Annotated in this window: 22 protein-coding genes; 13 read left to right on the plus strand and 9 right to left on the minus strand. The window is 68.6% G+C overall.

Annotated elements, in window-relative coordinates; genetic code table 11:
- Positions 1–5 precede the first annotated feature (5 nt).
- The 3 genes from ACWGL1_RS14955 to ACWGL1_RS14965 all read right to left on the minus strand — a co-directional run bounded on the left by ACWGL1_RS14955 (position 6) and on the right by ACWGL1_RS14965 (position 5,672).
- Positions 6–2,615, minus strand: a complete 2,610-nt coding sequence (locus tag ACWGL1_RS14955) for a M14 family zinc carboxypeptidase (RefSeq protein ID WP_452112424.1) — start codon at positions 2,613–2,615, stop codon at positions 6–8.
- A gap of 28 nt (positions 2,616–2,643) precedes the next feature.
- Complete coding sequence (locus ACWGL1_RS14960) at positions 2,644–5,154, minus strand: TonB-dependent receptor (RefSeq protein WP_452112425.1); 2,511 nt, start codon at positions 5,152–5,154, stop codon at positions 2,644–2,646.
- A 302-nt stretch (positions 5,155–5,456) separates the two neighbouring features.
- Complete coding sequence (locus ACWGL1_RS14965) at positions 5,457–5,672, minus strand: hypothetical protein (protein ID WP_452112426.1); 216 nt, start codon at positions 5,670–5,672, stop codon at positions 5,457–5,459.
- 225 nt (positions 5,673–5,897) lie between these two features.
- Between ACWGL1_RS14965 and ACWGL1_RS14970 the strand changes: the two genes are divergently transcribed.
- Entirely contained in the window at positions 5,898–6,290 is a 393-nt protein-coding gene (locus ACWGL1_RS14970; RefSeq protein ID WP_312219798.1) for a TadE/TadG family type IV pilus assembly protein, read from the plus strand.
- 1 nt (position 6,291) lies between these two features.
- Positions 6,292–7,938 (plus strand): TadG family pilus assembly protein, encoded by a 1,647-nt coding sequence (locus ACWGL1_RS14975; protein WP_452112427.1) that lies wholly within the window; start codon positions 6,292–6,294, stop codon positions 7,936–7,938.
- A gap of 19 nt (positions 7,939–7,957) precedes the next feature.
- Here the strand turns inward: ACWGL1_RS14975 and ACWGL1_RS14980 are convergent, their stop codons facing one another.
- Positions 7,958–9,310, minus strand: coding sequence for a M23 family metallopeptidase (locus ACWGL1_RS14980; protein WP_291778870.1), 1,353 nt, complete (start codon positions 9,308–9,310; stop codon positions 7,958–7,960).
- A gap of 430 nt (positions 9,311–9,740) precedes the next feature.
- Between ACWGL1_RS14980 and ACWGL1_RS14985 the strand changes: the two genes are divergently transcribed.
- The 4 genes from ACWGL1_RS14985 to ACWGL1_RS15000 all read left to right on the plus strand — a co-directional run bounded on the left by ACWGL1_RS14985 (position 9,741) and on the right by ACWGL1_RS15000 (position 13,825).
- Positions 9,741–12,851, plus strand: a complete 3,111-nt coding sequence (locus ACWGL1_RS14985) for an intermembrane phospholipid transport protein YdbH family protein (protein ID WP_452112428.1) — start codon at positions 9,741–9,743, stop codon at positions 12,849–12,851.
- A gap of 88 nt (positions 12,852–12,939) precedes the next feature.
- Positions 12,940–13,128: a YnbE family lipoprotein gene (locus ACWGL1_RS14990; RefSeq protein WP_040346241.1), complete on the plus strand. Its 189-nt coding sequence runs from the start codon at positions 12,940–12,942 to the stop codon at positions 13,126–13,128.
- A gap of 20 nt (positions 13,129–13,148) precedes the next feature.
- On the plus strand, positions 13,149–13,508 hold the full coding sequence (locus tag ACWGL1_RS14995) for a YdbL family protein (RefSeq protein WP_291778881.1): 360 nt from the start codon (positions 13,149–13,151) through the stop codon (positions 13,506–13,508).
- Between the two features lie 8 nt (positions 13,509–13,516).
- Positions 13,517–13,825: a hypothetical protein gene (locus ACWGL1_RS15000; protein WP_452112429.1), complete on the plus strand. Its 309-nt coding sequence runs from the start codon at positions 13,517–13,519 to the stop codon at positions 13,823–13,825.
- A 4-nt stretch (positions 13,826–13,829) separates the two neighbouring features.
- Here the strand turns inward: ACWGL1_RS15000 and ACWGL1_RS15005 are convergent, their stop codons facing one another.
- The gene (locus ACWGL1_RS15005) at positions 13,830–14,981 is read right to left on the minus strand and encodes a DNA cytosine methyltransferase (RefSeq protein WP_452112430.1); all 1,152 of its coding nucleotides are present in this window, start codon (positions 14,979–14,981) and stop codon (positions 13,830–13,832) included.
- Positions 14,982–15,077: 96 nt separating this feature from the next.
- Between ACWGL1_RS15005 and ACWGL1_RS15010 the strand changes: the two genes are divergently transcribed.
- The 5 genes from ACWGL1_RS15010 (at position 15,078) to ACWGL1_RS15030 (ending at position 18,772) form a co-directional block, all read left to right on the plus strand.
- Positions 15,078–15,542, plus strand: a complete 465-nt coding sequence (locus ACWGL1_RS15010; protein ID WP_452112431.1) for a COG3650 family protein — start codon at positions 15,078–15,080, stop codon at positions 15,540–15,542.
- Positions 15,543–15,624: 82 nt separating this feature from the next.
- Positions 15,625–16,758, plus strand: a complete 1,134-nt coding sequence (locus ACWGL1_RS15015; protein ID WP_452112432.1) for an acyltransferase family protein — start codon at positions 15,625–15,627, stop codon at positions 16,756–16,758.
- A 32-nt stretch (positions 16,759–16,790) separates the two neighbouring features.
- A complete protein-coding gene (locus ACWGL1_RS15020; protein WP_343831755.1) occupies positions 16,791–17,321 on the plus strand; it encodes a CHAP domain-containing protein in 531 nt (176 codons plus the stop codon).
- A gap of 56 nt (positions 17,322–17,377) precedes the next feature.
- The gene (locus ACWGL1_RS15025) at positions 17,378–18,220 is read left to right on the plus strand and encodes a tryptophan 2,3-dioxygenase (RefSeq protein WP_312219474.1); all 843 of its coding nucleotides are present in this window, start codon (positions 17,378–17,380) and stop codon (positions 18,218–18,220) included.
- 69 nt (positions 18,221–18,289) lie between these two features.
- A complete protein-coding gene (locus ACWGL1_RS15030; RefSeq protein WP_452112433.1) occupies positions 18,290–18,772 on the plus strand; it encodes a PA2169 family four-helix-bundle protein in 483 nt (160 codons plus the stop codon).
- 102 nt (positions 18,773–18,874) lie between these two features.
- On the opposite strand, the gene rplS is transcribed toward ACWGL1_RS15030, so the two are convergent.
- From rplS to ACWGL1_RS15050, 4 genes are all read right to left on the minus strand, one after another.
- Positions 18,875–19,291, minus strand: a complete 417-nt coding sequence (rplS, locus tag ACWGL1_RS15035; RefSeq protein ID WP_291778912.1) for a 50S ribosomal protein L19 — start codon at positions 19,289–19,291, stop codon at positions 18,875–18,877.
- A 1-nt stretch (position 19,292) separates the two neighbouring features.
- On the minus strand, positions 19,293–20,018 hold the full coding sequence (gene trmD, locus ACWGL1_RS15040) for a tRNA (guanosine(37)-N1)-methyltransferase TrmD (protein WP_119412608.1): 726 nt from the start codon (positions 20,016–20,018) through the stop codon (positions 19,293–19,295).
- 38 nt (positions 20,019–20,056) lie between these two features.
- On the minus strand, positions 20,057–21,898 hold the full coding sequence (locus ACWGL1_RS15045; protein ID WP_452112434.1) for a DUF885 domain-containing protein: 1,842 nt from the start codon (positions 21,896–21,898) through the stop codon (positions 20,057–20,059).
- Positions 21,899–21,999: 101 nt separating this feature from the next.
- Entirely contained in the window at positions 22,000–23,664 is a 1,665-nt protein-coding gene (locus ACWGL1_RS15050) for a thiamine pyrophosphate-binding protein (protein WP_452112435.1), read from the minus strand.
- A 95-nt stretch (positions 23,665–23,759) separates the two neighbouring features.
- On the opposite strand from ACWGL1_RS15050, the gene ACWGL1_RS15055 reads away from it, so the two are divergent.
- Both ACWGL1_RS15055 and ACWGL1_RS15060 read left to right on the plus strand, forming a co-directional pair.
- Positions 23,760–23,897, plus strand: coding sequence for an entericidin A/B family lipoprotein (locus tag ACWGL1_RS15055; protein ID WP_291778924.1), 138 nt, complete (start codon positions 23,760–23,762; stop codon positions 23,895–23,897).
- Positions 23,898–23,972: 75 nt separating this feature from the next.
- Complete coding sequence (locus tag ACWGL1_RS15060) at positions 23,973–24,404, plus strand: YidB family protein (protein WP_291779882.1); 432 nt, start codon at positions 23,973–23,975, stop codon at positions 24,402–24,404.
- Positions 24,405–24,410 lie beyond the last annotated feature (6 nt).

The following is a 24,410-nucleotide window of genomic DNA, read 5'->3' on the forward strand; positions in this document are numbered from 1 at the left end:
CCGGCCTAACGTCGCGAAGGCGAGGAGAGGTGGTTCGACAGGAACAGGGCGTTGATCAGCAGACGCTCCGTCCCCAGCCAGTATTTGCGGTGGGCCGGGTCGTCGGCGAACAGGACGACGTTGCCCGCGCCGATCGGGTTCACCTGAGCCCAGACCGAACCGGCTGAGCGGGCGCGCAGGGCTTCGGGCAGGTAGCCGTTGACCTGCGGGTCGGTCTCGATCCGCACGACGTTGGCGAAGGGATCGGCCACGGGGGCCAGGACGACGTCCGTCTCCTTGTTCACGAACAGCTCGCGGCGCGACAGGCCGAAGGCCAGCGGGTGGCTGATGTCCGCGTCGGCCGACAGGGCGTTGCCCGCCGTCCGTTGTTCGCCCTGGATGGCGCTGCGGTCGGCGTAGTCGCGGCGCTCGACCTCGGCCTTCTTCTCGTCTTCTGAGGCGGCCTGCGGGGCCAGTCCGTTGGCGGCGGCCCAGCGCGCGGCGTTGCCGAACACCACCAGGGACCCGCCCGCCCGCACCCAGGCCTTCAGTGCGTCCACCGTCGGCTGGCCCAGGTTGTCGTAGCGCCCGCCGGACAGGACGATGCTGTCATAGCTTCCCAGCGGCACGCGGCCCAACTGGGACGGGTCCAGCCGCGTCGCCGGATAGTTCAGGCGTTCGCTGAGGGCGAACCAGGTCGAGCCGATTTCGGTGGCGTTGACGCCCTCGCCCATGACCAGGGCGATGCGCGGCGCGCGCACGACTTTCACGTTGTCGCTGCCTAGATCGACGCCCGCGACGCTCGCGCCGGTCGAGACGGCGTGGGCGACCACGCCCGCCTCGCGTGCGGCCGTGTCGACGGCGGTGCGCAGGGCGGCGGCGTCCAGCGACTGTCCCGCCGTGGTCACGACCAGGGAGCCGCGCCCGAAGGCGCTGTCGCCCGCCGCCGTCCTTGCGGTCAGCGGCTCGAACGCGGCGCGGACGCGCACGTCTTGACGCAGCAGGGCCGCCAGAACCCGCGGGGCGTTCAGGTCGCGCCAGTTGACGACATAGGCGTAGGCGTCCTGCGGCCCGCTGACGCCGCCGGTTGCGACGGGCGCTTCGGTCACGGCGGACCCGTGGGCGGGGACGCGGCGCAGGCCGTCGCTCTTCAGGCCATAGGCGAGGGCGACGGAATAGGAGGTGCTGCCATAGACGCTGCCCTTGGTCGGCGGCGTCCGGTCGAAGATGGAGTGGACCAGGCGGAACTGCGGCTGGGCCGAGGGCACGACATAGGCGCTGCCCGGCTCATAGGCGCGGCCGTTCTGCGTCACCCGCTCGGTCAGGGGGTGGACCTGGATGTGGTGGGCCAGCAGCAGGTCCAGCGTCTGGCGCGTCAGGCCCGGATCGGCCGCGTCGCCGAAGACGAAGGCCTGGCTGGAATGGCGCCGCCCCTGTTCGACGGCCGAGCGAAAGAAGTCGCGCTGGAAGGCCTGCAGCCCGGCGCGCTCAGCGACGGCGCCGCGGATGGTGGCCAGGCCGACATTGGTCTGGTTGCGGATGGTGAAGGGGAAGGTCAGCGGGCCGTTGGCCGTGTCCTGCACCAGGCCGCGCGAACTGGCCTGTTCGACCGTCACCCCGACCCCGCCATGGAAGTCGGGATAGGTCGAGCCGTAGACCGGCGAGAAGTTGTCGAAAACCTCGCGCGTGTAATAGAGCGAGCCGAGGCTATCCAGCGCCTGGGCGTGATAGCGGGCCAGCGTCACGTTCCACTCATAGCTGGCGCGCGGCAGCAGCGGGCTTTCCATGCTGGCGGGCGAGGGCTCGAAATAATAGGTGCTGCCCGCGCCCATCTCGTGGAAGTCGATCTGGATGTTGGGGCGCCAGCGGTGGAAGGCCTCCAGCTTGGCGCGGGTCTCGCGTTGCGTCACCGCCAGCCAGTCGCGGTTCAGGTCGGTGAAATAGTGGTTGGTGCGGCCGGCGGGCCAGGCCTCGACGTGTTCCTTGTCCTGTGGATCCGAGACGGCGGGCTGGTTCTTCCAGGCGTTGTGCCAGTTGGCGGCGCGGTCGCGGCCGTCGGGGTTCTGGGCCGGATCGATGACGATCACGGCCTTGTCCAGCCAGTCCAGCACCTCGGGCGAGCGCCCGGCGGCGAGGTAGTAGGCGGTCAGCAGGGCCGCCTCGCCGCTGGAGGTCTCATTGCCGTGGACGCTGTAGAACAGGCCGACGACGACCGGGGCGTCGGCCCCCGCCGCCGGACCGCCGGGATCGCCCGCCGCGATATGGGCGCGCTGAATCTGGTCGATCCGGCCCTGATTGGCGCTCGAGGTGATGACCACGGACAGCAGGGGCCGCTGTTCATAGCTGCGGCCGATTTCCTCGACCGTCACCCGATCCGACAGGCGGGCCAGTTCGCGCAGGTAGTCCACGATGCGGTCGTGGCGGGTGTAGTGCGTGCCGATCGGATAGCCGAGGAAGGCTTCCGGCGTCGGGATGGCTGAGTCGAAATCGCCCGCCGGCGCCTGAGGGAAGAAATAGGCGCTCTGGGCCAGGGCTGGAGCGGGCGCCGTCAGGGCGACGCCGCCCAGCAGGATCGCCGCCGCCGCGCCGCCGGTCAGGATGCGACGGAGGGATGAACGGGCGTGTTGAACGCTCATGGTGTCAGGTCTCGATGCGAAAAAGGGATCAGAAGCGGACGTCGAAGCCGACGCGGAAGTAGCGCCCGCGCAGATCGTACTGGCCGAAGTCGTAGGGGGCGCGCACGCCGGGGAAGGAGGCGTCGTGCGGCGGCGCTTCGTCCAGCAGGTTCTCGATCTTGGCGTAGAGCGTCACGCGCTCCAGCCCGGACCACGCCGCATACAGATCGAACTGGTGATAGGCGTCCACGCGCGATTGTCCCCCGACTTCCGGCACCTGATCATAACCCGAGGTGTAGTACCAGGTCAGGTTGGCGTCGAAGACGTCGCGGTTCCAGGCCAGCCGCGTCGTCGCCTTGTGCGCCGGCAGGGTCGCGCCCCGGTTCGACCCGGCGTAGTCCAGCAGCGGTCCGCCCGCCGCGTTCGGCCGCTTGTATTCCAGCAGGTGGGTATAGGCGCTGGAGGCGGTGAAGGTCCCCCAACCGTCTGTGCGCCAGCGCTGGCTGAAGTCCACGTCGAAGCCCGACGTCTCCAGCGCCGTCAGGTTGCGATAGCGGTTGTAGACGGCCTGCAGCTTGCCGCGTTCGTCGCGGACGACGTCGGCGGGGTCGTTGCCCTGGACGATGGCGGTGGTGTTGCCCGTGCCGATCAGGTTGTCGAGCTTGATCTGATACCAGTCGATGCTCAGCGCCGTGTCGCGCGTCGGGGTGAAGACGATGCCCAGATTGTAGGAGCGGGTCTTTTCCGGCTCCAGATCAGTGTTGCCGACGGTGAAGAAGGTCGGGCTCTGGCGCGAGTTGGGCAGGTCGGGATCATAGGGGTCGATGACCGAGCCGTAGGAGATCATGGTCGAGGCCGAGTTCTCCGACAGCGACGGCGCCCGGAAACCGCGTGAGGCCGAGGCCCGCAGCGCCAGCCACTCCAGCGGCTTCCAACGCACGCCCGCCTTGGGCGAGAAGGCGCTGCCGAAGTCGCTGTATTCGTCCGCCCGCGCCGCGACCTGGATGTCCAGATTGCTCAGGACCGGGATGTTGAACTCGGCATAGGCGGCCCAGACGTCGCGCTCGCCGTCCACTGCGGCGATGGCGGGGCGGATCTGCAGCCCGGCGTCGATCTGCCACGGATTGCTGGAGACTAGGCTCTCATGCCGGAACTCAACCCCGGCGGCGTAGCCGACCTGACCGGCGGGCAGGTTGAACAGCTCGCCGGAAATCTTGAAGTCGGCCCCATAGAGGCGCGACTCCGCCGGACGCAGGGTCGACAGGCGGATGCCGTCCAGCACGGCCTGCGGCGTGGCGCCCGGCTCGTGCAGGTTCAGCGTGCCGTTGGCCAGGGCGTCGGCCAGGTTCCAGCGATGAGCGAAGCCGCCGGACACCGTCTCGCGCTCGTCGCTGCCCGAGGCGAAGACGGCGGCCTCCCAGTCGAAGCGGTCATGGCGCCCGCGCACCCCGGCCAGGGCGCGATAGGACTTGGACTCATTGGTCTTCAGCGTCCGGCCCAGGTCGAAGAAGGTGTATTCGATCGGCGTGGCGACGCCGTAGGGGTTGTAGGGGTTGTTGGCGGGCAGCAGGTTCGACACCGGCTCGGCCAGCCCGGTCTCGGCGTTCAGTGCGAACCGCCCCCCTTCCAGCGTGAAGAAGGGGCTGGAGCCGAACAGGGACGCCCCCTCGACATAGGAATAGAGCACCTCGCCAAAGGCCTCGATCTGCGGCGTCAGGCGCTTGGTTCCGAACAGATAGGCCTGATAGCGGTCGGTCGAAGGGATCAGCGTCGTGTGCGGCGCCAGGTTGATGGCGCAGGTGTCGCCGGACAGGCCGTCGATCGGGGCGCTGGCGGTCAGCACCATGCCCTCGGGGCACTGGCCCTGGGCGTTGAGGAAGGGCACGGACCGGCCGTCGACCAGGAAGCGCGCGCCCTTGGCCGACCAGCCGTTCCAGCGGCCGCCGGGCAGGTCGTCATAGATGCCCGACTTGGTCAGGTCGCGCTGGTCCTGATCCAGCCGATTGCGGGTGTAGGCTTCCAGCGACAGCAGGATGTTGTAGCCGTCCGTCTCCAGGTCGCCATGCCCGGCGACCAGTTTGGCGGTGGAGGTCTCCAGCCCGCCCTGATCGGCGAGGCCGTAGCTGGCGCCGAACTCCAGACCCTGGAAATTCTGGCGGGTGATGATGTTGGTGACGCCCGCCACCGCGTCCGAGCCGTAGACGGCCGAGGCGCCGTCCTTCAGCACCTCCAGCCGCTGGGTCGCCACCATCGGCAGGGCGTTCAGATTGACGAAGGTGTCCGACAGGCCGCCGCCGGGGAAGCCGTAGTTGGCCACGCGGCGCCCGTTCAGCAGCACCAGGGTGTTCTTCTGCGACAGACCGCGCAGGCCGATGCCCGCCGCGCCTGACGACCAGCCGCTGTTCTGCGTCTCGTTCGAGCCGTTTCCGGTATTGGCCGAGATCGAGCGCAGCAGGTCCGCCGTCGTCGACTTGCCCGAGCTTTCCAGCTCCTCGCGCCCGATCACCTGGACCGGGTTGAAGCCTTCGGTGTTGGCGCGGCGGATGTTGGACCCGGTCACCACGACGTCCGCGACCGAATGAGCCGCCGCAACCTGGGCCTGGTCCGTTAGATTTTCATCGCTTCGGGCTTGTGCGGCGCCGCACGCGCCTGCGGCCGAAAGAAAGGCGAGAACGGTCAGGGAGGGCCTGATCATGGGGATGCTGCACCGCAATAAGTGTCACAATTGGGCGCGCAATAAGGCATGCCAAGCTGGCTTGCATAACTTAGAAATTCTATTTGTATGGCGAGAAACGGTAGCCGATGACACCGGCGCTGCGGTCGTTAAATGCTTCCGTCCTGCGCCCTAGACGCGGCGAGTCCCTATCCTTTGCTCGGTTTGGGGCGAGGGTCGCCGCCGCCGCCCTGCTTCTTGAAGGTGTCCCCGATCTCCCGCGCGTCAGGACCGTCCGGTCCGGCGCGACGTTGAGACTCGCGCCCGACCCGGCGCACCGCTTCGTCGGGCGTGTCGGCGTCAGGCTTCCCGCCTGGAATGGCGGCGTTGCGCTCCCGTCCCTTGGATTGCTGTCTGTCGCGCATGGCTCTCTCCTGTCGTGATCACTCAGAGTGAGGCGGGGAGCCCCGGAAATGGTTCCCGACGAGGGAGCAAGGTCGAGAAGCCTCCTGATACGGCCGACGGTTTGCGATGCGGCCCGAGGGACGGAGTCGAAGCGTTCATCACGCGCCTACATTCTCTCTTAAGTTGTGATGCTGATCCTGCTCGTGTCACGAGGTGCGATGATGCGACATGAACAGCGTATCAGGATGGCGAAGCGGCAAGGGGCGGCGGCGGTGGAGTTCGCCATCGTCGGGCCGGTGTTCTTTCTGCTGCTGGCGGGAATGATCGTGTACGGCGGCTGGTTCTGGATGGCGCATTCGGTCCAGGCGGCCGTGTCCGAGGGCGCACGCGCCGCGATCGCCGGGCTGGACGCCGTCGAACGCGAACAATTGGCGCGCGAAGTCGTGGAGACCCAGCTGAAGGACCTCGGGCTCAAGGCCGCCGACGCCGTCGTGGCGGTCCGCGCTGAGCCGGGGCGTTTCCGGGTCGAGGTGGCCTATGACGCGGGCGGACATCCGTTGATGGCCCTGTCGCCGCTGACCGTGCCGCCGCCTCGCATCATTCGCCGCACGGCCGTCATCCGCGTGGAGGAGGCGTGAGATGGGCCGGCGTCGCCGCCTTTCCAGCGATGACCGGGGCGGGGTTGCGGTCATGGCCGCGGTCTTCGGCGCCCTGATCTGCGTCCTGGCGGCCCTGGCGGTCGATGTGGGATCCATGGTTCTGAAGGGACGCGAAGTCCAGGGGGCGGCGGACCTGTCGGCGCTGGCGGCCGCTCAAACCTTATCCGACCCGCCCGAACGGACCGAGGCCGCCGCCCGCCTCACAGCCCAGGACAATCTGGTCGATCTGGCCGGAGCGCGGGTCCAGCGGGGCGTCTATACGCCTGACCCCCGGTTGAAGCCGCGCGCGCGTTTCGCCGACGGCGGGTCCAGACCCAACGCCGCCCGCGTGACCTTGAGCGCCCCGGCGCCCCTCTATTTCGGTCGCTGGATACTGCGGCGAGACAGCGTGACGGTGTCGAAATCGGCCACGGCGGCGCTGCCCGGCGGCCCGCCCAGCGCCGTCTTTTCCATCGGTTCGCGCCTGGCGGGGCTGGACGGCGGATTGGCGAACGCCCTGCTGTCCGGCCTGCTGGGGAGCAAGGTGTCCCTGACGGTGATGGACTATCGCGCCCTGGCCGACGCCCAGGTCAACCTGCTGCAGTTCTCGGACGCCCTGGCGGCTGAGCTAGGGGTGACGGCGGGAGATTATGACGCCTTGCTGACGCATGAAGCCCAGACGGGCCAGGTGCTGAGGGCGCTGGAGGCCGTCGCCGGGTCGGGCGCAGAAAGCGCTCTGAGCAAGCTGACCCGCTTGCCGGTGAACGCCGTGGTCAAGCTCGAGGAGTTGATCGGCGTGGATGCAGATGCGCGCGGCGGCTTGCGGCGAGGGCTGGACGCCGAGGTCTCGGCCATGGACCTGCTGATGGCGACGCTGCAGACCGCCAATCAGGATCGTCAGCTGGCCCTTGATGTGGGGGCGCGCGCCGGACTGGCGGACCTCGACGTCATGCTGGCGATCGGCGAACGTCCCAATCGCGCGCCCTGGCTGACGGTGACCGGCACAGGCGAACCGATCATCCGCACGGTGCAGACGCGCCTCTATCTTGAGGCGACGGCCTTGGACAAGGTTCCGCTCGTGGGGCTGCTGGCGCAGGTGAAGGTTCCCATCCTGATCGAAGCGGCCAGCGCCGAGGCTCGGCTCAAGGCGATCGAGTGCGAGGGAACGCCGCGCGTTCTGATCGAGGCGCGGCCCGGCGTGGCGCGCGTGCGCCTGGGCCAGATCGATCCCAAACGCCTGCGGGACTTCAAGTCCGAGCTCAAGGTCAGCCCGGCCAGGCTGGTGTCCGTATTGCTGATCACGGTGGAGGGCGTCGCGGACATCCAGGTGGCGGATCTGGATTGGAGCGAGCTGCGCTTCACGGGAAGCGAGATCGGGTCGAGCCAGCCCAAGAGCGTCCGCGCCAAGGGCTTCGTGAACGGCCTGATCGTCACCCTGCTGCGGGACACGCGGTTGACGGCCCTGGGGATACCCCTGCACCTCGTCACCCAGTTGCTGGCGGGCGTGCTGACGCCGCTCGGGCCGGTGCTGGACGGCGTGGTTCAGCCTCTGCTGGAACTGCTCGGCGTCCGGCTGGGAGAGGCGGATGTGTGGGTGCACGGCGTGCGCTGTCCCAACCAGGGCGGTGTTCCGCAACTGGTCGGCTGAGCGGTCGAAGAGAGTGCGATCAGCCTTCGGCGGGACGCAGGCCGGTCGAGGCCTGCTGGACCACCGGGCGACGCTGGCCGCCGGCGGCGATGATGCGATCGATGCGGGCCTTCTCGGCGCGGAAGGCGTTCAGGTCGGCGCCCGCCAGGACGGTGCCTTCCTGGGTCTTGATGCCCGAGGGATTGATCCGCTGGCCGTTGCGCCAGATCTCATAGTGCAGGTGCGGACCGGTCGAGGCGCCGGTCGAACCGACATAGGCCACGACCTGGCCTTGGGTCACGCGCTGGCCGGCGCGCATGCCCGAGGCGTAGCGCGACAGGTGGCCGTAGCCGCTTTCCAGGCCGTTGGCGTGGCGAATGCGCAGCCAGTTGCCGTAGCCGCCCCAGCGCCGGGCCTCGACCACCACGCCGTCGGCGGGCGCCACCACGGGCGTGCCGGTGGAGGCGGCGAAGTCCATCCCCTGGTGCATCTTGCGATAGCCGGAAATGGGATGGGTGCGAACGCCGAAGTTGGAACTGACGCGGCGGAAGTTCTGCAGCGGCGTGCGCATCATGGCGGTGCGCGTGTTCTTGCCCGTGGCGTCGAAATACTGGGCCGTCTTCGAGCCGGCGGGCTGGAAGCGGTAGAAGGCGTGACCCTTCAACTCGGCGTAGAGCAGTTCGCCGGTTTCGACGGTGCGGCCCGATTCCGTGACCGTGCGATCGAACACCAGGGTGAATTCGTCCGAGGCGCGCACGTCGCGCTGCATGTCGAACTTGTGGGCGAACAGCTGGCTGGCGCGACGCACCACGGCCGAGGTGGCGCCCAGTTCGCGGGCGCTGGCCGACAGGGAGCGCTGCACCTTGTCGTTGGCGACGACGGTTTCCTGGGCGATCTTCTCGTCCAGCGAGCGCAGGCGCAGCGCGCCGTCGAAACTGCGCGACACGGTCAGTTGGCTGGCCGGACCGGTGCGCATGGTCAGGCCGATCAGGCGGGCGTCGCCCAGGCCGCCGCGCGGCTTGGACACGGCGGTTTCGAAACGCAGGCCCGCGCGCAGATCCTTGAGGTCGAAGGCGCTGGCGACGGTGGCGGCCACGGCCTTGGCCTCGTCGGCGCCGATGCCGGTGCGGCGCACGGCCTGCTCGAAGGTTTCGCCGCGGCGAATCTGGACGGGAATGGCTTCCGGCGTGGTCATGCCGGCCGGTGCGGCGGCGGCGGCGTAGGCCTGGGCCTCCAGGGATTCGATCTGCTCCGCCGTCAGGACCGGAACTTCCTCGGCCTTGACCTGTTCATACCCACGACCGGCGAACAGGGCGATGCCCACGGCGGCGCAGGTCGTCAGCAGGTGCGGCGCGAGCCGGACAGGCTGGCGGCGAGGATCGAACTGAGCCATGGGTCCCCGGCAAGTCGGCGACGCGTTCCGCGCCAAAACAGTCGAATCTCGACGCGCTTGCCGATCGTCCGGCGAACGCGAAGCGAGCCGTATAGCCCGCACGTCCCATCTTGGGAAGATGGAATGTTACGATTGGTTAACATGGCCGCGATGATCTGCAGTAATTTACCGTTCTGCGTGAGTCTCTCGCCAAACTTCGCCTTCTTGTAGTCGAGGTCGGCTGGTAGTGGCGCAGGTGTCACGTCGCAGTGCTCATTCTGCAACGACTGTTGTTGTCGCGCATTCTGTGGCGTTGTTCCCCTTCCTGTTAAGTTGAACGCCGCTCCCCTTGACCGACGACATAGCCACTTCAGGGTCCGACGCCGGATCCGCCCAGTCCCCTGGCGCGCCGTCCGGAAAGGGAAGGCCGCGACGACGGCTGGCCAGGACGGTGCTGATCATTCTGGCGTTGCTGCTGGTGCTTGCGGCGACGCTTTATCTGAACCGGCGGGCGGCGGCGCGCGAGCTGCTGGTCGGCTGGCTGGATCGCAAGGGCATCGACGCCGACGTCGAGGTCGAGCGGCTGGAGCTCAACGGCTTTGTCGGCAAGGTCTCCATCGGCGATCCAGAGAACCCCGACTTCAAGGTCGAACGGGTCGAGGTCGACTACGCCGTGGGCCTGCCGTGGTCGAAGGCCGGACTGGGGGTGACGCCCAGCCGCATCCGCCTGGTCCGTCCGATCGTTCGAGCGGCGTGGAAGGACGGGAAGCTGTCGCTGGGCAGTCTCGATCCCCTGGTCGAGGAATTCACCGGCAAGCCGCCCAGGCCGGATTCCCGCGCGCCCCTGGTCATCGTTGAAGGCGGCCAGGCGCGGCTCGACACCGAATACGGCCCGCTGCGTCTGCTGGCGGACGCCCGGATCGACGACGGCAAGCTGATGCGGCTGTCGGGACGGATGCCGGCCGCCTCGCTCAAGAGCGGCGAGACCGAGGCGCGCGGCCTGGCCGGCGTGATCGATGTGACGACCGCGGGCGACCGTACGACGGTGAAGCTGGACGCCCAGGCCGAGCGCTTCGCCGTGGCGGGCGTCGGCGGCCAGGGGGCGGCGCTGAGTCTCAGCGGCGACCTGCCCTACCCGGACATGAAGACCCGGCGCGGCGACGGTCGGGTCGGCCTCAACGCGCGACTCACGGCGGATGAACTGGCCGGCGCCGGGACGACGGCGCGCCAGGCGGTCGCGACGATTGAGTTCGCCGGGGCGGTCGAGGGCTGGCTCAACGCCTACAGCCTCAAGGGCGAGGCGAAGGGGACGGCGACGGCGGACCGCCTCCAGGGCGAGGGAATGGAAATTCGTCAGGCGGCGCTGGATCTCGGCCGCTTCGTCCTGTCGACCTCAGGCGGGACGGAAGCCGAGGAGATGAAGTGGCGGGCGGCTTCGCCCCTGCGGCTGACGGCGGCGTCGGGCCGGTTCGGCGAGACCCGTTTGACCCAGGCGGTCCTCGTCTCGACCGCCCTGGAGGCCGGCGGCAAGGGAGAAGCCTTCGAGGTCCAGGGGCCGGCGACCCTGACCGTTCGGCGCCTAACGACGGGCGATGTGACGCTGGATGGCGCGGGCGGGCGTCTGGACGTCGATCTGGTGCGGGATTCCATCACGCGGATCAGCGCCGCCGGAGCCCTGGCGGCGGATCGTGTTTCGGCGCCAGTGCTCGGCGCGCCTCAGGCCGACGACATTCCCGAACTCGCCGAGTTGAAGCGGGCGCTGGGGGCCTTCGCACTGGATGCGCCCCAGGTGCGGCTGGTCAGCGACAACGCCGGGGTGGAGCTTGTCCTGCTGCGGCCGCTGACCGCCCGCCCGGCCAACGGCGGCGAGCTGCAGTTGTCCTCGGCGAGGGCGCCGGCGCTGTCCATGAGGGCGGGCGGCGCAGCGCAGGGCGCCTTCAGCGTGGCGTCCAGACGCGGCGGCGGCTTGCCGGAAGCGCGCTTCGACGGCGTGCAGTGGCGGATGACGCCAGGCGGATTCGCCGCGACGCTGAAGGGGGAGGCGGCTCTGGATTTCGGGCCTGCGCGCGACATCGCCTTCAGCACCCGGGGTGAACTGGTCTCCACGGGCGGACGGCTGACCTATACGACGGACGACTGCATTCCCTTGACGGTGCGCAAGCTGGACCTGGGCGAGAACTCGGTTGAGGCCGTGACCGGCCGGGCGTGTCCGACATCGAACCCGCTGGTCGTGGTTCAGAACGGCCTCTGGCGCGCTCGGACGCGGCTGGTCGACGTGGCGGCCTCCGTGCCTGTCTTCGAGGCGGGCCTCTCCGACGCGGAGGGCGAACTGACGGTCGACGGCGGGCCAAAAGGGGTGTCGATGCGCGTCGGGGTCGCCAAGGCCCAGGTCGCGGATAGGGCCGATCCGGTCCGCTTCCTGCCGCTTCAGGCTAAGGGCGAGGCGCAACTGGCGGATGACGTCTGGACGGCCGCCTTTGACCTCAGCCGCCTGGACCACGCCGTCGGGCGGGTCGACGTGCGTCACGACGTGAGGGCCGAGGCGGGCGGGGCGGTGATCTCGGCGCCCAATCTGACCTTCACCGAGCATGGGCTGCAGCCCGACGACCTCAGCCCGCTCGTCGCCGACTATGTGAAGTCGCCGGTCGAGGGCTCGGCCGGGTTCGAGGGGCGTTTCGACTGGACGGCCGAGAGCGCGACCAGTTCAGGCGTCCTGACTGTGCCCGATCTGGATTTCACCAGTCCGGCGGGCAAGGTCCAGGGGCTGAAGGGGCGGGTGGAGTTCACCAGCCTGACGCCGCTGATCACCGCGCCGAACCAGACGCTGACGGCCGACCGGGTGCAGACGGTGACGCCGCTGACCGATCTTCAGCTCTCCTTCGGTCTGGACGAAAAGGCCCTGACCATCGGCGGCGGTCAGATCCAGGCGGCGGGCGGGCGCATCAGCGTCGAGCCCCTGTCGCTGCCGCTGACGCCGGGCGAGGGCTGGGGCGGCGTGGTCGTGGTCGAGGGCGTGCAACTGAACGAACTGCTGAAGAGCGCCAATCTTCAGGACAAGGCCGAGTTCGACGCCGTGGTGTCGGGGCGACTGCCCTTCACCTATGACCCCAAGGACGGCTGGCGCATCGTCGGCGGGGTGCTGAACGGGGTGCGGCCCGGCCGTCTGTCGATCCAGCCCGAGGTGTTCGACGATCTGGCCGCAGGCGGCGGGGGCGAGGCCGGGGTTCCGCCCAACACCATGCAGGACCTGGCCTATCAGGCCATGCAGGACCTAGCGATCAGCGACCTGACCGCCGAGGTCAACAGCCTGGATGAGGGGCGCCTGGGCGTCCGGTTCCGCATCAACGGCCGCCACGATCCGCCCGAGCGAGAGCAGCTTCGCCTGACCTTCATGGAGCTGATCCGGCGCGACTTCCTCAATAAGAAGCTGAACCTGCCGTCGGACACGCCGATCGACCTGACGCTGGACACGACCTGGAACGCCAACCAGATCATTTCCGACCTGCTGGAATATGCGCGTCGGGGGGAGACGCCCGTGCTGACGACGGATGAAACGCCTTGAGTCACGGCTGCGCTTTGTTCAGAACCCATTCACACGCCGCAGCGTTTAGTGGCGGTGACTTCCAACGCCGCCTTCGGAGATCGGCCTCATGATCAGCAAGCGTCAGATCGTCGCCATGCTCGGCCTCGGCGCCGTCAGCCTGGCCGCATGCGCGCCTACGGTGAACATCAAGTTCAGCGAGCCGCTGCAGATCTATGCCAAGCTCGACGCCGACATCCGCATCAAGCTGGACCAGGAACTGCAGAACCTGCTCCGCGAAAACCCCAACCTGTTCTGATACGAAAGGGGGCTTTAGACATGACTTACCGCAAACTCTTCGTCGCCGTGGCCGCTGTCGCTGCTCTGGGCGTCGCCGCCGGCGCCGCCGTGGCGCAGACCGCCTCGCAGAAGGCCCTGGTCGATCAGGCCAAGGCCGCCGGCGCGGCCGGCGAGCAGGCCGACGGTTACGTCGGCGTGCGCACCTCGGTCGACGGCCCTACCCAGGCCGCCATCAGCGCGACCAACGCCGGTCGCCGCCAGGCCTACGCCCGCAGCGCCTCCGACGCCGGCACCTCGGCCGAGGTGGCGGGCGCCCGGATGTTCGAGACCCAGCTGCTGCCGCGCATCAGCTCGGGCCAGTGGTACAAGAACGCCCAGGGCCAGTGGGTCCAGCGCTGAGCTGAGCCATGACGAAGGCCTCCAGAGGCGGGCGACTGGTCCGGCTTCTGCGGTCGCTGGTTCTCGCCGTCGCCATATCGGCCGTCAGCACGCTTGGGCTGGCGGCCTATTGGCGTCTGATCGGCGGGGGCGAGATGAGCCTGCATGGCTGGATCGCCATGGGGCTGGGCGTGCTCGGCACGGTCGGCCTGGCCTGGGGGCTGATGGCCCTGGCCTTCCGGTCCGATCGCGACGGCTGGGACGATCGGGTGGACAACCATCTGGATCCCGGCATCGAAAGCGCCGAGGACCGCAAGGACGACGAGCTCTACTATTGAGGCTTCAGGCGGCGGCTTCGGCCCGGCGTCCGGTCAGGGCGGGAAGGAACAGGCCGCGCGTCAGGGCCTCGACCACAGGCACGGCCACAGCGTCGCCCATCAGCTTCAGCGACGCGCTTTCGCTGGCGGGCAGGCGATAGGCGTCGCTCACACCCATCAGCCGCGCGGCCTCGCGTCCGGTCAGGCGGCGCATGGCGATGCGTCCGCCCTCGACGATCACGACATACTGGCGCGACGACCCGCCGGACGGCGTGCGCAGGCAGCCCGCCAATCCGTCGAAGCGCATCTCCAGCCGCTGCAGCTTCTCGCCGTTCTTGACCCGCACCCGGCGGAAGGCCGCGCCGACGCGCCGCTCGCCGGAGGCCTGGATCGCCTCCAGCCGGGCGCGGTGCAGCGGCGACAGCATGGCCAGCAAGGCTTGTGTCTCCGCTGGGGCGAAGCAGGGCGCGTCGCTTTCCAGCACGGTCGCCAGGTCGAGGTTGCGGCGCGGCGGAACGGCCAGCCGCCACCAGGCCCAGTTCGTCTTAACCGGCTCCGGCAGGCGCTCCCAGGCGGCGATCAGGCGCGAGGAATGGAAGGGCTGGGTCGGGGCGGGCAGGCGCGGCCCCTCGACGCCGCGCATGGCGACGATGAACAGGCGAGGGCGCGACTGCGGCAGCCACAGTCCGGCGTCGATCTCCAGGGCGCCGACCGTATAGCCAGCCTCGGCCATGGCCCCGCAGACGGCGGCGAAGTCCTGCCCCTCGCCCGAGGTCAACAGGCCGACGACGTTCTCCAGCACGATGATGCGCGGGGCGCGGCCTTCGGCGTCCAGCCCCTGCATCAGCTTCCAGAAGCCCCAGAAGGCGCCCGAGCGTTGCGCCTTCAGACCGCCCCGCGCGCCCGCCAGGCTGACGTCCTGACATGGCGATGAGGCCCAGCACAGGTCCGGCGCGCCGGGAATCTGATCCGGCGTCACGGTCCAGACGTCGTCGTGGATCAGCGGCGTATCGGGATGGTTGGCGCGGAAGGCGCGGGCCTTGGCCGCGTCGATGTCATTGGCCAGAACGGTGCGGAAGCCTGCACCGTCCAGGCTCAGTCCCAGACCCGCCAGGCCGCCGCCCGCGAAGAACTCGCAGGCCGTCAGGTCAGCGTCGGGGGCGGGGCGAATCGGCATGAGGACACACTAACCCAGGCGAGCCGCTTTGGCGCCTGTCTTGACGGGGTGAAGGCAAACCCGGACTTTGGCCGGAAACCTTCTGAAAGGACCGCCATGCGCGTCGCCCTCTTCTCCGCCGCCGCCGTTTCTCTCGCCGTTTCTCTGACCCTGGCCGCCTGCTCGCCGCCTGCTGAAAAGGCGGCGGAGCCCGCCAAGGCCGAGCCGCGCGCCCTGGCCGGCGTCGATCTGGATCAGCCGCTACGGGTGCTGGGAACCGAGCCCTTCTGGGCCGTGGAGATCACGCCGCAGGGCCTGACCTATTCCGGCGTCGACCGGCCCGAGCAGAAGGCCGCCAACCCCGGCCCGGCCCTGCAGGGCACGGTCGCGACCTGGACGACCAAGACTGAGGCGGGCGCGGATCTGGCCGTCACCCTGACGGCGACGGACTGCTCGGACGGCATGAGCGACCGCACCTATCCCCTGACCGCCAAGGTCGAGATCGGCGACGAGACCCTGACCGGCTGCGCCGCGGCCACGGCGGCGATCGAGAGGGCCGGGGAGAGCGGTCGCGTAGAGTAAGGCGAAGCTGGCGCCCGGCTTGCATTGAGCGCTGTTGCGCGGCCGGGCTGTCCCCGGTCGGTTCACCGGCCAGGATGGTCCCATGACGCCCGTAGCGACGCCGATCGACATCCGTCCCCTGACCTCGCTCAGGTTCCTCGCGGCCCTGTGGGTCGTGGTCTATCTGATGTGGCCCAATCTGGCGGTCGGCGGCATGCCCGCCCTGGCGGCCAAGGGCTATCTGGGGGTCGAGCTCTTCTTCGTCCTGTCGGGCTTCATCCTCAGCCACGTCTATCTCCAGGCGTTCGGCGAGAAGCGCTTCGGCTACAGGGGCTTCCTGTGGGCGCGCATCGCGCGGGTCTATCCGCTGCACCTGTTCACCCTGTTCGGCGTCATGGCCCTGGGGCTGGCGGCGACGGCGGCGGGCATGGCGATCGATTCCGGCATCCTCAGCTGGAAGACGCTGCTGCCCAATCTGCTGATGGTTCACGCCTGGGGTTTCGCGGGCGAGGCGGGCTGGAACCATCCGTCTTGGTCGATCTCGGCCGAGTGGTTCGCCTATCTGACCTTCCCGCTCTTCGCCGCCGCAGCGTGGAAGCTGCGGAACCGGCCCTGGCTGGCGACGGGCGCGGCGGCCCTGTTCCTTGTGGCCCTCTATGTCGGGTTCGAACGCGTCGCGGGCTATCGCCTGACGGAGGCGACGTTCAAGTGGGGGGCGCTGCGGATCGTGCCCTGCTTCGCCTACGGCTGCGCCCTCTACCTGGTTTACCGGCGTGCGCCCCTGCCGCGCGCGGGCCTGCTGGCCCTGGCGGCGGCGGTCGTGATGGCGTTCAGCGCCGCCCTGATGAGCTGGGACGGGATCACCGTCCTGTCCGGCGGCCTGCTGATCCTGGCCCTGGCCGGCATTCCGGCGGACAGGGCGGGCGTCCTGGGTTCCGCCCCTGCAGTCTATCTCGGCGAGATCAGTTATGCGGTCTATATGCTGTGCGCCCCGTGGCAGATTCTGGCGGTCAATGTCGTGGCGCGCCTGACGGGGGCGGAGGACAAGCAGCTTCCGCTCGTACTGTGGCTGGCGATCATTGCAGGCTTGATTGTCGCCGCCGCGATTGTTCATCAACTGATCGAGCGTCCGGCCCGTACGTTCCTGCGCGGCTGGGCGACCAAGCGGCGATCATCTGTGGATCAGTCGGGGAAACAGTCGGAAACAGTTCTTCAACATTCTGACCCTATCGTCTAAGGCTTGTCCGCGTTCAGTCGGGAGCACGCCAGATGATGAAACGGCTCACAGCCGCCGCCCTTGCGGCGACCCTGGGATTTTTCGCCTTCAGCACCACCCCGGCCCAGGCCGGCGACCCCTACTGGCAGTGCGTGACCTTCGCGCGCATGTTCTCGGGCATTCAGATCTTCGGCGACGCCTGGACCTGGTGGCGTCAGGCCGTCAGCAAGTTCCGCACCGGCGACGCGCCTGAGACCGGCTCGGTGCTGGTGTTCCAGCCGCACGGCCGAATGAGCGCCGGCCACGTCGCCGTCGTCTCCGATGTCCTGACCGACCGCGTGATCCGCGTCACCCACGCCAACTGGGGCGGCAGCCGCGGCAAGGTCGAGGAGAACGTCACCGTCGTCGACGTCTCATCCTCGGGCGACTGGAGCCGGGTGAAGGTCTGGTACAACCCGATCAACGATCTGGGCACCACCGTCTATCCGACCTACGGCTTCATCTACAACAACGCCCGTGACGCCTTCGCCAACGGTCGCCAGATGGCCGCCAACGCCGTCGCCGAAGACCGCGCCGCCAACTAGTTTCTCAAGTCAAAAAGGGTCTGGCCCCGCCCGGCTGATCGGGCGATAGCTGGCGTATGACCGACGCAAACGACATTCGCGGACACGCAATTGAAACGGCCAAGCATGAGCCGCAGGGCGTGACCTACGCCGGCTATCTGGCCCTCGACGACATCCTGTCCGCCCAGAAGCCGCGCTCCGACCAGCATGACGAGATGCTGTTCGTCATCATCCACCAGACCAAGGAACTGTGGCTCAAGCAGATCCTGCACGAGGTGGCGCTGGCGCAGACGCTGGTGCGGGCCGGCGATCTGGTGCCCGCCTACAAGAGCCTGGCGCGGGTCAGCCGCATCCAGGCGGTGATGACCCAGAGCTGGGACATCCTGGCCACCATGACGCCCGCCGACTACCTGAAGTTCCGCGGCGATCTGGGCGCCAGTTCGGGCTTCCAGAGCGACCAGTTCCGACGCCTGGAGACCATGCTGGGCCTGAAGGACTCGCGCTTCCTGCGCTTCCACGCCGAGCGTCCGGCCGCCCACGCGGCGCTGCAGGCGGCGCTGGAATCGCCCAGCCTCTATGACGACGCCCTGCGCCAACTGGCCAAGGCGGGCCTGCCGGTGCCCGACGCGGTGCTGAACCGCGACGTCAGCCAGTCCTATGAGGCGAATGAAGGCGTCGAGGCCGCCTGGCTGGAGGTCTATCGCGACACCGAGCGCTGGTGGCCCCTGTATCAGTTGGCCGAGAAGCTGGTCGATCTGGACGACGCCCTGCTGACGTGGCGGCACAAGCATGTGGTGACGGTCGAGCGCATCATCGGCCGGCGTCAGGGCACGGGCGGCACCGACGGCGTGGGCTATCTGGTCGAGACGCTGAAGCGCCGCTGCTTCCCCGAGCTGTGGTCCCTGCGCACCAAGCTTTAGGGCGGGGCGCAAGGCGCAACCTTCGCCGCTGGCAGGGGTTTTCCTCTGGGACAGCAACGGAGGTTTCCGATGGCCGGCAACAGCCACGACATCAAGATCCTCAACGGCTTGGTCGAGGGGCTGGTCGACAGCGCCGACGGCTATCACCAGGCCGCTCTGGAGGCGGCCGACGACGCCTATCGCACCTGGTTCGAGGCGCGGGCGGGCGAGCGGCGGCGTCTGGCCGAAGCGTTCAAGGCGGCGGTGCGCGAACGCGGCGGTTCGCCGGAGGAAGATCGCTCCATCCTGGCCAAGGCGCAGCGCGCCTTCAGGGACGTCAGCCACGCCTTGCTGCGCAGCGAGGTCTCCATGATCGACACGATCGAAAACGGAGAGGAGCAGTTGAAGGCGCGGTTCGAGCGGGCGCTGGCGGACGACGCCCTGTCGGCCACGACCAAGGAGAGCATTCGCCGCGCTTACGGGGAGGTTCGGGCGGGGCGCGATCAGACGAGCGCGCTGAAGCGCGGTCTCGACGCCCGGCGCGAGGCGGATGATCCGCTATATCCGAAATAGTCGCGCCTTCCTCCCGACGGGCGAGGGGCGTTCGCGAACAATAAAAAGCCCCGGCGTTTCCACCGGGGCTTTTGATCTTCAGCGCGAAGCCGAAGCCTGAAATCAGGCCTCGTCGCCGGCCTTCTCGGTCGTGCCGGTGGCCGGGACGGCGACCTTGCGGGCCGTCTGGCGCTCGGCGATCCGGGCCGACTTGCCGCGGCGGTCGCGCAGGTAATACAGCTTGGCGCGACGGACGACGCCGCGACGCTTCACTTCGATGGAGTCGACGTTCGGCGACAGGATCGGGAAGCGACGCTCCACGCCTTCACCGAACGAAATCTTGCGGACCGTGAAGGTCTCGTTCACGCCGCCGCCGTCACGGGCGATGCAGACGCCTTCGAACGCCTGGATGCGTTCGCGCTCGCCTTCCTTGATGCGCACGTGGACACGCAGGGTGTCGCCGGGCTGGAAGTCGGGGATGGTCTTGCCTTCGAGCAGGCGGGCTTTTTCTTCGGCAGCGAGTTGCTGGACGATGTTCATGTCATTTCTCCGGAGCTTGTTTGCTCTTTACCTGTAAGTTGGCGAGATGCCGCTCCCAGAGATCCGGGCGCCGCTCCCGCGTCGTTCTTTCCCTTTGTTCCTGACGCCATTGGGCGATCTTCTTGTGATCGCCTGACAACAGGACTTCCGGGATGTCGTGGCCCTCGAACGTCCGCGGCCTAGTGTACTGCGGATGCTCAAGCAGGTCGTCTTCGAAGCTCTCGGTGGACAGGCTTTCCGCCGCACCCAGAACCCCCGGAACCAACCGGACGCACGCCTCGATCGCCACCATGGCCGCCGCCTCGCCGCCGGCGAGCACCGCGTCCCCGACGGAGACCTCCTCGAACCCCCGGGCGTCGAGCACCCGCTGGTCCACCCCCTCGAAACGGCCGCACAGGACGACGATGCCGTCGGCCTTGGCCCATTCCGTAACCCGCGCCTGCGTCAGGGGTCGACCGCGTGCGCTCATGTACAAAAGCGGCCTAGGCGGGCCTTCCAGGCTGTCGAGAGCCCTGGCCACCACGTCCGCTTTAAGCACCTGACCGGGACCGCCACCCGCAGGGGTGTCGTCCAGGAAGCCGCGCTTATCTTCGGAAAACGCGCGAATGTCCAGCGTCTGCAGGTCCCACAGCCCCTTCTCGCGCCAGGCGGTGCCGATCAGCGACACCCCCAGCGGTCCGGGAAAGGCCTCGGGGAACATGGTCAGGACGGTGGCGGTAAAGGGCATGGCGGCCCTTTACCGCTCTACTGTCGCAAACGCGAGCCTCAGGCGGCCGGCTTGCCGCCGCCCTTGGCGATCCAGGCGTCGACCAGGTCGCCCAGCACGTCCAGCGGTACGGCGCCCGAGCCCAGGACGACGGTGTGGAAGTCCTTGATGTCGAAGCGGTCGCCCAGCGCCGCCTCGGCCTTGGCGCGCAACTCCTCGATCTTCAGCTCGCCGATCTTGTAGCTGGTCGCCTGGCCGGGGTTGGTGATGTAGCGCTCGACTTCCTTCTGAATGTCGCGCTCGGACAGCAGGGAGTTGTGGCGGAAATAGTCCATCGCCTGCTCGCGGCTCCAGCGCTTGGCGTGCAGGCCGGTGTCGGTCACCAGACGCACCGCGCGCCACAACTCGGTCGAGAGGCGGCCGAAGTCGGAATAGGGGTCCTGGTAGAAGCCCATCTCCTTGCCCAGGCGCTCGGCATACAGGCCCCAGCCTTCGGAATAGGCGCCGTAGCCCCCGAAGCGGCGGAAGCTGGGCAGGTGCTCCATCTCCTGCGCATAGGCGATCTGGAAGTGGTGGCCCGGCGCGCCCTCGTGATAGCTGATGCCCTCGATCTGGGGCTTCAGCACCTGGGTCATGTCCGACAGGTTGACGTAGTAGATGCCCGGGCGCGAGCCGTCGGGCGCGGGCGAGTTGTAGAAGGCGATCGACGCCGTCGCCTCACGGAACGGCTCGACGGCGCGAACCTCCAGCGGGGCCTTGGGCAGGGTGGAGAACCACTGCGGCGCCACGGCCATGACCTGGGCCACGAAGGCGCGGGCGTCGGTCAGATAGGCTTCCTTGCCCTCGGGCGTGTTCGGATACTGGAACTGCGGGTCCGTCTTCAGGAAGGCGAAGAAGTCCTGCAGCGTGCCGGTGAAGCCGACCTGGGTCTTGATCGTTTCCATGTCGCGCTGGATGCGGGCGACCTCGTCCAGGCCGATCTGGTGGATCTGGTCGGCGGTCAGGTCGGTGGTGGTCGAGAGCTGCAGGCGCGCGTTGTAATAGGCCTCGCCGTTGGGCAGGCGCCACACGCCCGCGTCGCTGTCGGCCTTCGTCTGCACCTGGCCGAGCGCCGTCAGCACCGTGTCGAAGCCGCGCTTGTAGGGGCCGGTCAGGGCTTCGCGGGCCGAGGCCAGCAGGCGGTCCTTGGTCGCCTGATCGGCGTCGAGGGCGGCGATCTTCTTCTGGAAGTCGGCCCAGACCGGGTTGTCGGCGCCGCCGTCGAACGGGGCCCCGGCGATCACCGCGCGGGTGTTGTCGATGGAGGGTTCGAAGACGAAGCGCGGCGAGACCACGCCCTTGCCGGCGCGCGCCGTCAGGGTGTCGGCCACCTGGCCCATATAGCGTTCGGCGGCGTTCAGGCGGGCGACATAGGCCTCGGCGTCCGAGACGCTGCCGATGCGGTGGTTGTTGATCAGGAAGACCGGCAGGCTGGTCGTCGGGTTGCCGTTGGCGGCGAACTGGAAGCCCCAGTCGCGCCACTGGTTCGACAGGCGCGCCTGTTGCACCCCGTGTTCGAACAGGCGCCAGGACAGGCGGCTCTGCTCGCTCAGCTTGGTCGGGTCGAACTGGGCCTTCATCTGGGCCAGCTGGGCTTCCTGCAGGGCCAGCGAGCGTTCGGCGGCGGCGTCGGAGACGTCGTCCAGCTTGTCATAGTCGGTCTTGCGGCCCAGCGAGGTCATACGCTGGGGGCTGAGGGCCACGCGCGCCTCGAAGGCCTGTTCGAAGAAGGCGTTGAGCCGTGCGTCCTCGCTCTGGGCCTGGATGGTCGCGGCGGCGGACGCGGCTCCCTCGGCCATAGCAGCGGGCGCAGCGGCGCAGAGCGCCAGCACGGCGGCGGATGAAATCAGAAGACGACGCATGAGAAAGACCCCCTCGGTACAATAAGGGGCGCACTCTTTCGCGAAGCGTGGCGGGACGCAAGCGCGGAAGCCGCCCCTCTCCTGTTGGGAGGGGGTAAGGACTACTGCCCGCGTAAATCCGTGATCGTGCGGCCCGGCGCGATCTGTTCGGCGTCGGTGATCAGGTGGATCAGGGCGGGGCGGCCGCTCGCCGCCGCCTCGCGCGCCGCTGTCAGGGCCGCTGGGAAGTCGCCGGTCGTCTCGCAGCGCACGGCGAAGGCGCCGAAGGCCTCGGCGTACTTCACGAAATCGGGGTTCTTCAGGTCGGTGGCGATGACGCGGGTCGGGTATTCCCGTTCCTGGTGCATGCGGATGGTGCCGAAGGTTCCGTTGTCCACGACCACGACAATGACGCCGAGGCCGTACTGGGCGGCGGTGGCCATTTCATTGGCGCTCATCATGAAGTCGCCGTCGCCGGCGATGCAGACGACCTCGCGCGAGGGCTGGGTCGCCTTGGCGCCGAGCGCGGCCGGATAGCCGTAGCCCATGGCGCCCGAGGTCGGGGCCAGCTGGGTGCGACGGGCCTGATGGCGGTGAAAGCGGTGCAGCCAGGCGGCGAAATTGCCCGCGCCGTTGGTCAGGATGGCGTCTTCCGGCAGGGCCTGCGCCAGATGGGCGATGACCTCGCTCATATTGACCGCGCTCTCGACCTCGATGGGCGAGGAGAAGGCGAGGAAGTCGGCATGGGCCGTCGCGCCCTGTTCGGTCCAGACGCGCCCCGGATCGATGGTCGACAGAGCCAGGGCCGCCAGCGAATTGTCCGCCGCCGCCGACAGGGCGGGCGCCCAGACGCGGCCCAGCTCTTCCGGCCCCGGATGGATGTGGATCAGGGTCTGCGCCGTCTTCGTCCGGTCCAGCAGGGTGTAGCCCTGGGTCGGGTTCTCGCCCAGCCGTGCGCCGACTGCCAGCAGCAGGTCGGCGTTCTTGACCCGCGCGACCAGCCTGGGGTTCGGCCCAAGGCCAAGGTCGCCCGCATAGCCGGGATGGTCGTTGCGGATCAGATCCTTGCGGCGGAAGGACAGGGCGATCGGCAGGCCCAGACGCTCGGCCCAGCCGGAGATCGCGTCGGTCGCTTCATCGGTCCAGCCCGAGCCGCCGAGGATCAGCATCGGGCTTTCGGCGCGCGACAGGCGCTCGCGCACCTGTTCGACAAAGGTTGGGTCGAGGGCCGCCTTGGCGGGCGCGACCGGGCGGATCGGCGCGGGGCCGCCGTCTTCGTGCAGGATGTTCTCGGGCAGGGCGACGACGACCGGGCCCATGCGACCCTGCTGGGCCGTGGCGAAGGCGCGCTCGACCACTTCCACCGTGCGTTCGGGGCTCTCGATCTCGGTCGCCCATTTGGCCAGGCCGCCGAACACTTCGCGGTAGTCGACCTCCTGGAAGGCGCCGCGGCCGCGGTCGGTCAGGGCGATCTGGCCGACGAACAGGATCATCGGCGTCGAATCCTGATGCGCCGTATGCACGCCGATGCTGGCGTGGGTCGCGCCCGGCCCGCGCGTGACCATGCAGACGCCGGGGCGGCCCGTCAGCTTGCCGTAGGCCTCGGCCATGTTGGCGGCGCCGGCCTCGTGGCGGCAGACGATGACCTGGATCTGGTCGCGGACATCGGCCAAGGCGTCGAGAACGGCCAGATAGCTCTCGCCCGGCACGCAGAAGACCTTGTCGACCCCGTTCATCACCAGGGTTTCGACCAAACGGCGGGCGGCGGTTCCGGAAGCTTGCGTCATGGTTTCGCCGTTAGCAGATTGGAGGATGAATTGGCCATGCAACCTTATGGCCAAGCTTCACGTTGAAGCGCCAAATCGACCACGGGGATTTCATCATGCGCAAGCTCATTGTTTTCGGCGTCATCGCCGCCGCCCTGGCCACCGCAGCCTGCAACACCGTTTCGGGCATCGGCCGCGATCTGTCCGCCGCCGGCCAAGCCGTCACCTCGGGTTCGGAACGCGCCAAGAGCTGACGTCGACGGCGTCGCCGTGATCGCGGCGCCGTCTTTTACCTTCCGGCCACAAATCCGCAGAGGAAGTCTGTCATTCTGGCGGCGCAAATCGGAGGAATTGAGATGGGACTTCTGGATAATGTTCTGGGCGGCCTCGGCGATGACGCTGCCGGCGGCCTGGCCGACCTGCTGAAGGGGCAGGGCGGCGTGGCGGGCTTGGCTGAAAAGTTCGGCCAGAACGGTCTGGGCGACGTAGCCGCTTCGTGGATCGGCAAGGGCGGCAACGCCGCGATCAGCCCCGAGCAGATCGCCGCCGTCATCGGCTCCGGCCCGATCGCCGACTTCGCCCGGAAGCTGGGCGTTTCGCCGGAACAGGCCAGCGAGACCCTGGCCGGGCTGTTGCCGGAAGCCATTGACCGCCTGACGCCGAACGGCTCGGCGGAGGGCGCGGACGACATGCTCGGCGGTCTGTTGAACAACCTGCCAGGCGGCCTCGGCGGCGCCCTGGGCGGCCTGTTCAAGCGCTGAAGCCTG

It is taken from the genome of Brevundimonas sp. NPDC055812, assembly GCF_053616535.1.

What these genes read in the sequence shown, in the direction of transcription:
- ACWGL1_RS14955 (WP_452112424.1), bottom strand. Translation starts at nt 2,615, where the DNA reads ATGAGCGTTCAACACGCCCGTTCATCCCTCCGTCGCATCCTGACCGGC.
- ACWGL1_RS14965 (WP_452112426.1), bottom strand. Translation starts at nt 5,672, where the DNA reads ATGCGCGACAGACAGCAATCCAAGGGACGGGAGCGCAACGCCGCCATT.
- ACWGL1_RS14970 (WP_312219798.1), top strand. Translation starts at nt 5,898, where the DNA reads ATGGCGAAGCGGCAAGGGGCGGCGGCGGTGGAGTTCGCCATCGTCGGG.
- ACWGL1_RS14975 (WP_452112427.1), top strand. Translation starts at nt 6,292, where the DNA reads ATGGGCCGGCGTCGCCGCCTTTCCAGCGATGACCGGGGCGGGGTTGCG.
- ACWGL1_RS14980 (WP_291778870.1), bottom strand. Translation starts at nt 9,310, where the DNA reads ATGGCTCAGTTCGATCCTCGCCGCCAGCCTGTCCGGCTCGCGCCGCAC.
- ACWGL1_RS14990 (WP_040346241.1), top strand. Translation starts at nt 12,940, where the DNA reads ATGATCAGCAAGCGTCAGATCGTCGCCATGCTCGGCCTCGGCGCCGTC.
- ACWGL1_RS14995 (WP_291778881.1), top strand. Translation starts at nt 13,149, where the DNA reads ATGACTTACCGCAAACTCTTCGTCGCCGTGGCCGCTGTCGCTGCTCTG.
- ACWGL1_RS15000 (WP_452112429.1), top strand. Translation starts at nt 13,517, where the DNA reads ATGACGAAGGCCTCCAGAGGCGGGCGACTGGTCCGGCTTCTGCGGTCG.
- ACWGL1_RS15005 (WP_452112430.1), bottom strand. Translation starts at nt 14,981, where the DNA reads ATGCCGATTCGCCCCGCCCCCGACGCTGACCTGACGGCCTGCGAGTTC.
- ACWGL1_RS15010 (WP_452112431.1), top strand. Translation starts at nt 15,078, where the DNA reads ATGCGCGTCGCCCTCTTCTCCGCCGCCGCCGTTTCTCTCGCCGTTTCT.
- ACWGL1_RS15015 (WP_452112432.1), top strand. Translation starts at nt 15,625, where the DNA reads ATGACGCCCGTAGCGACGCCGATCGACATCCGTCCCCTGACCTCGCTC.
- ACWGL1_RS15020 (WP_343831755.1), top strand. Translation starts at nt 16,791, where the DNA reads ATGATGAAACGGCTCACAGCCGCCGCCCTTGCGGCGACCCTGGGATTT.
- ACWGL1_RS15025 (WP_312219474.1), top strand. Translation starts at nt 17,378, where the DNA reads ATGACCGACGCAAACGACATTCGCGGACACGCAATTGAAACGGCCAAG.
- ACWGL1_RS15030 (WP_452112433.1), top strand. Translation starts at nt 18,290, where the DNA reads ATGGCCGGCAACAGCCACGACATCAAGATCCTCAACGGCTTGGTCGAG.
- rplS (WP_291778912.1), bottom strand. Translation starts at nt 19,291, where the DNA reads ATGAACATCGTCCAGCAACTCGCTGCCGAAGAAAAAGCCCGCCTGCTC.
- trmD (WP_119412608.1), bottom strand. Translation starts at nt 20,018, where the DNA reads ATGCCCTTTACCGCCACCGTCCTGACCATGTTCCCCGAGGCCTTTCCC.
- ACWGL1_RS15045 (WP_452112434.1), bottom strand. Translation starts at nt 21,898, where the DNA reads ATGCGTCGTCTTCTGATTTCATCCGCCGCCGTGCTGGCGCTCTGCGCC.
- ACWGL1_RS15050 (WP_452112435.1), bottom strand. Translation starts at nt 23,664, where the DNA reads ATGACGCAAGCTTCCGGAACCGCCGCCCGCCGTTTGGTCGAAACCCTG.
- ACWGL1_RS15055 (WP_291778924.1), top strand. Translation starts at nt 23,760, where the DNA reads ATGCGCAAGCTCATTGTTTTCGGCGTCATCGCCGCCGCCCTGGCCACC.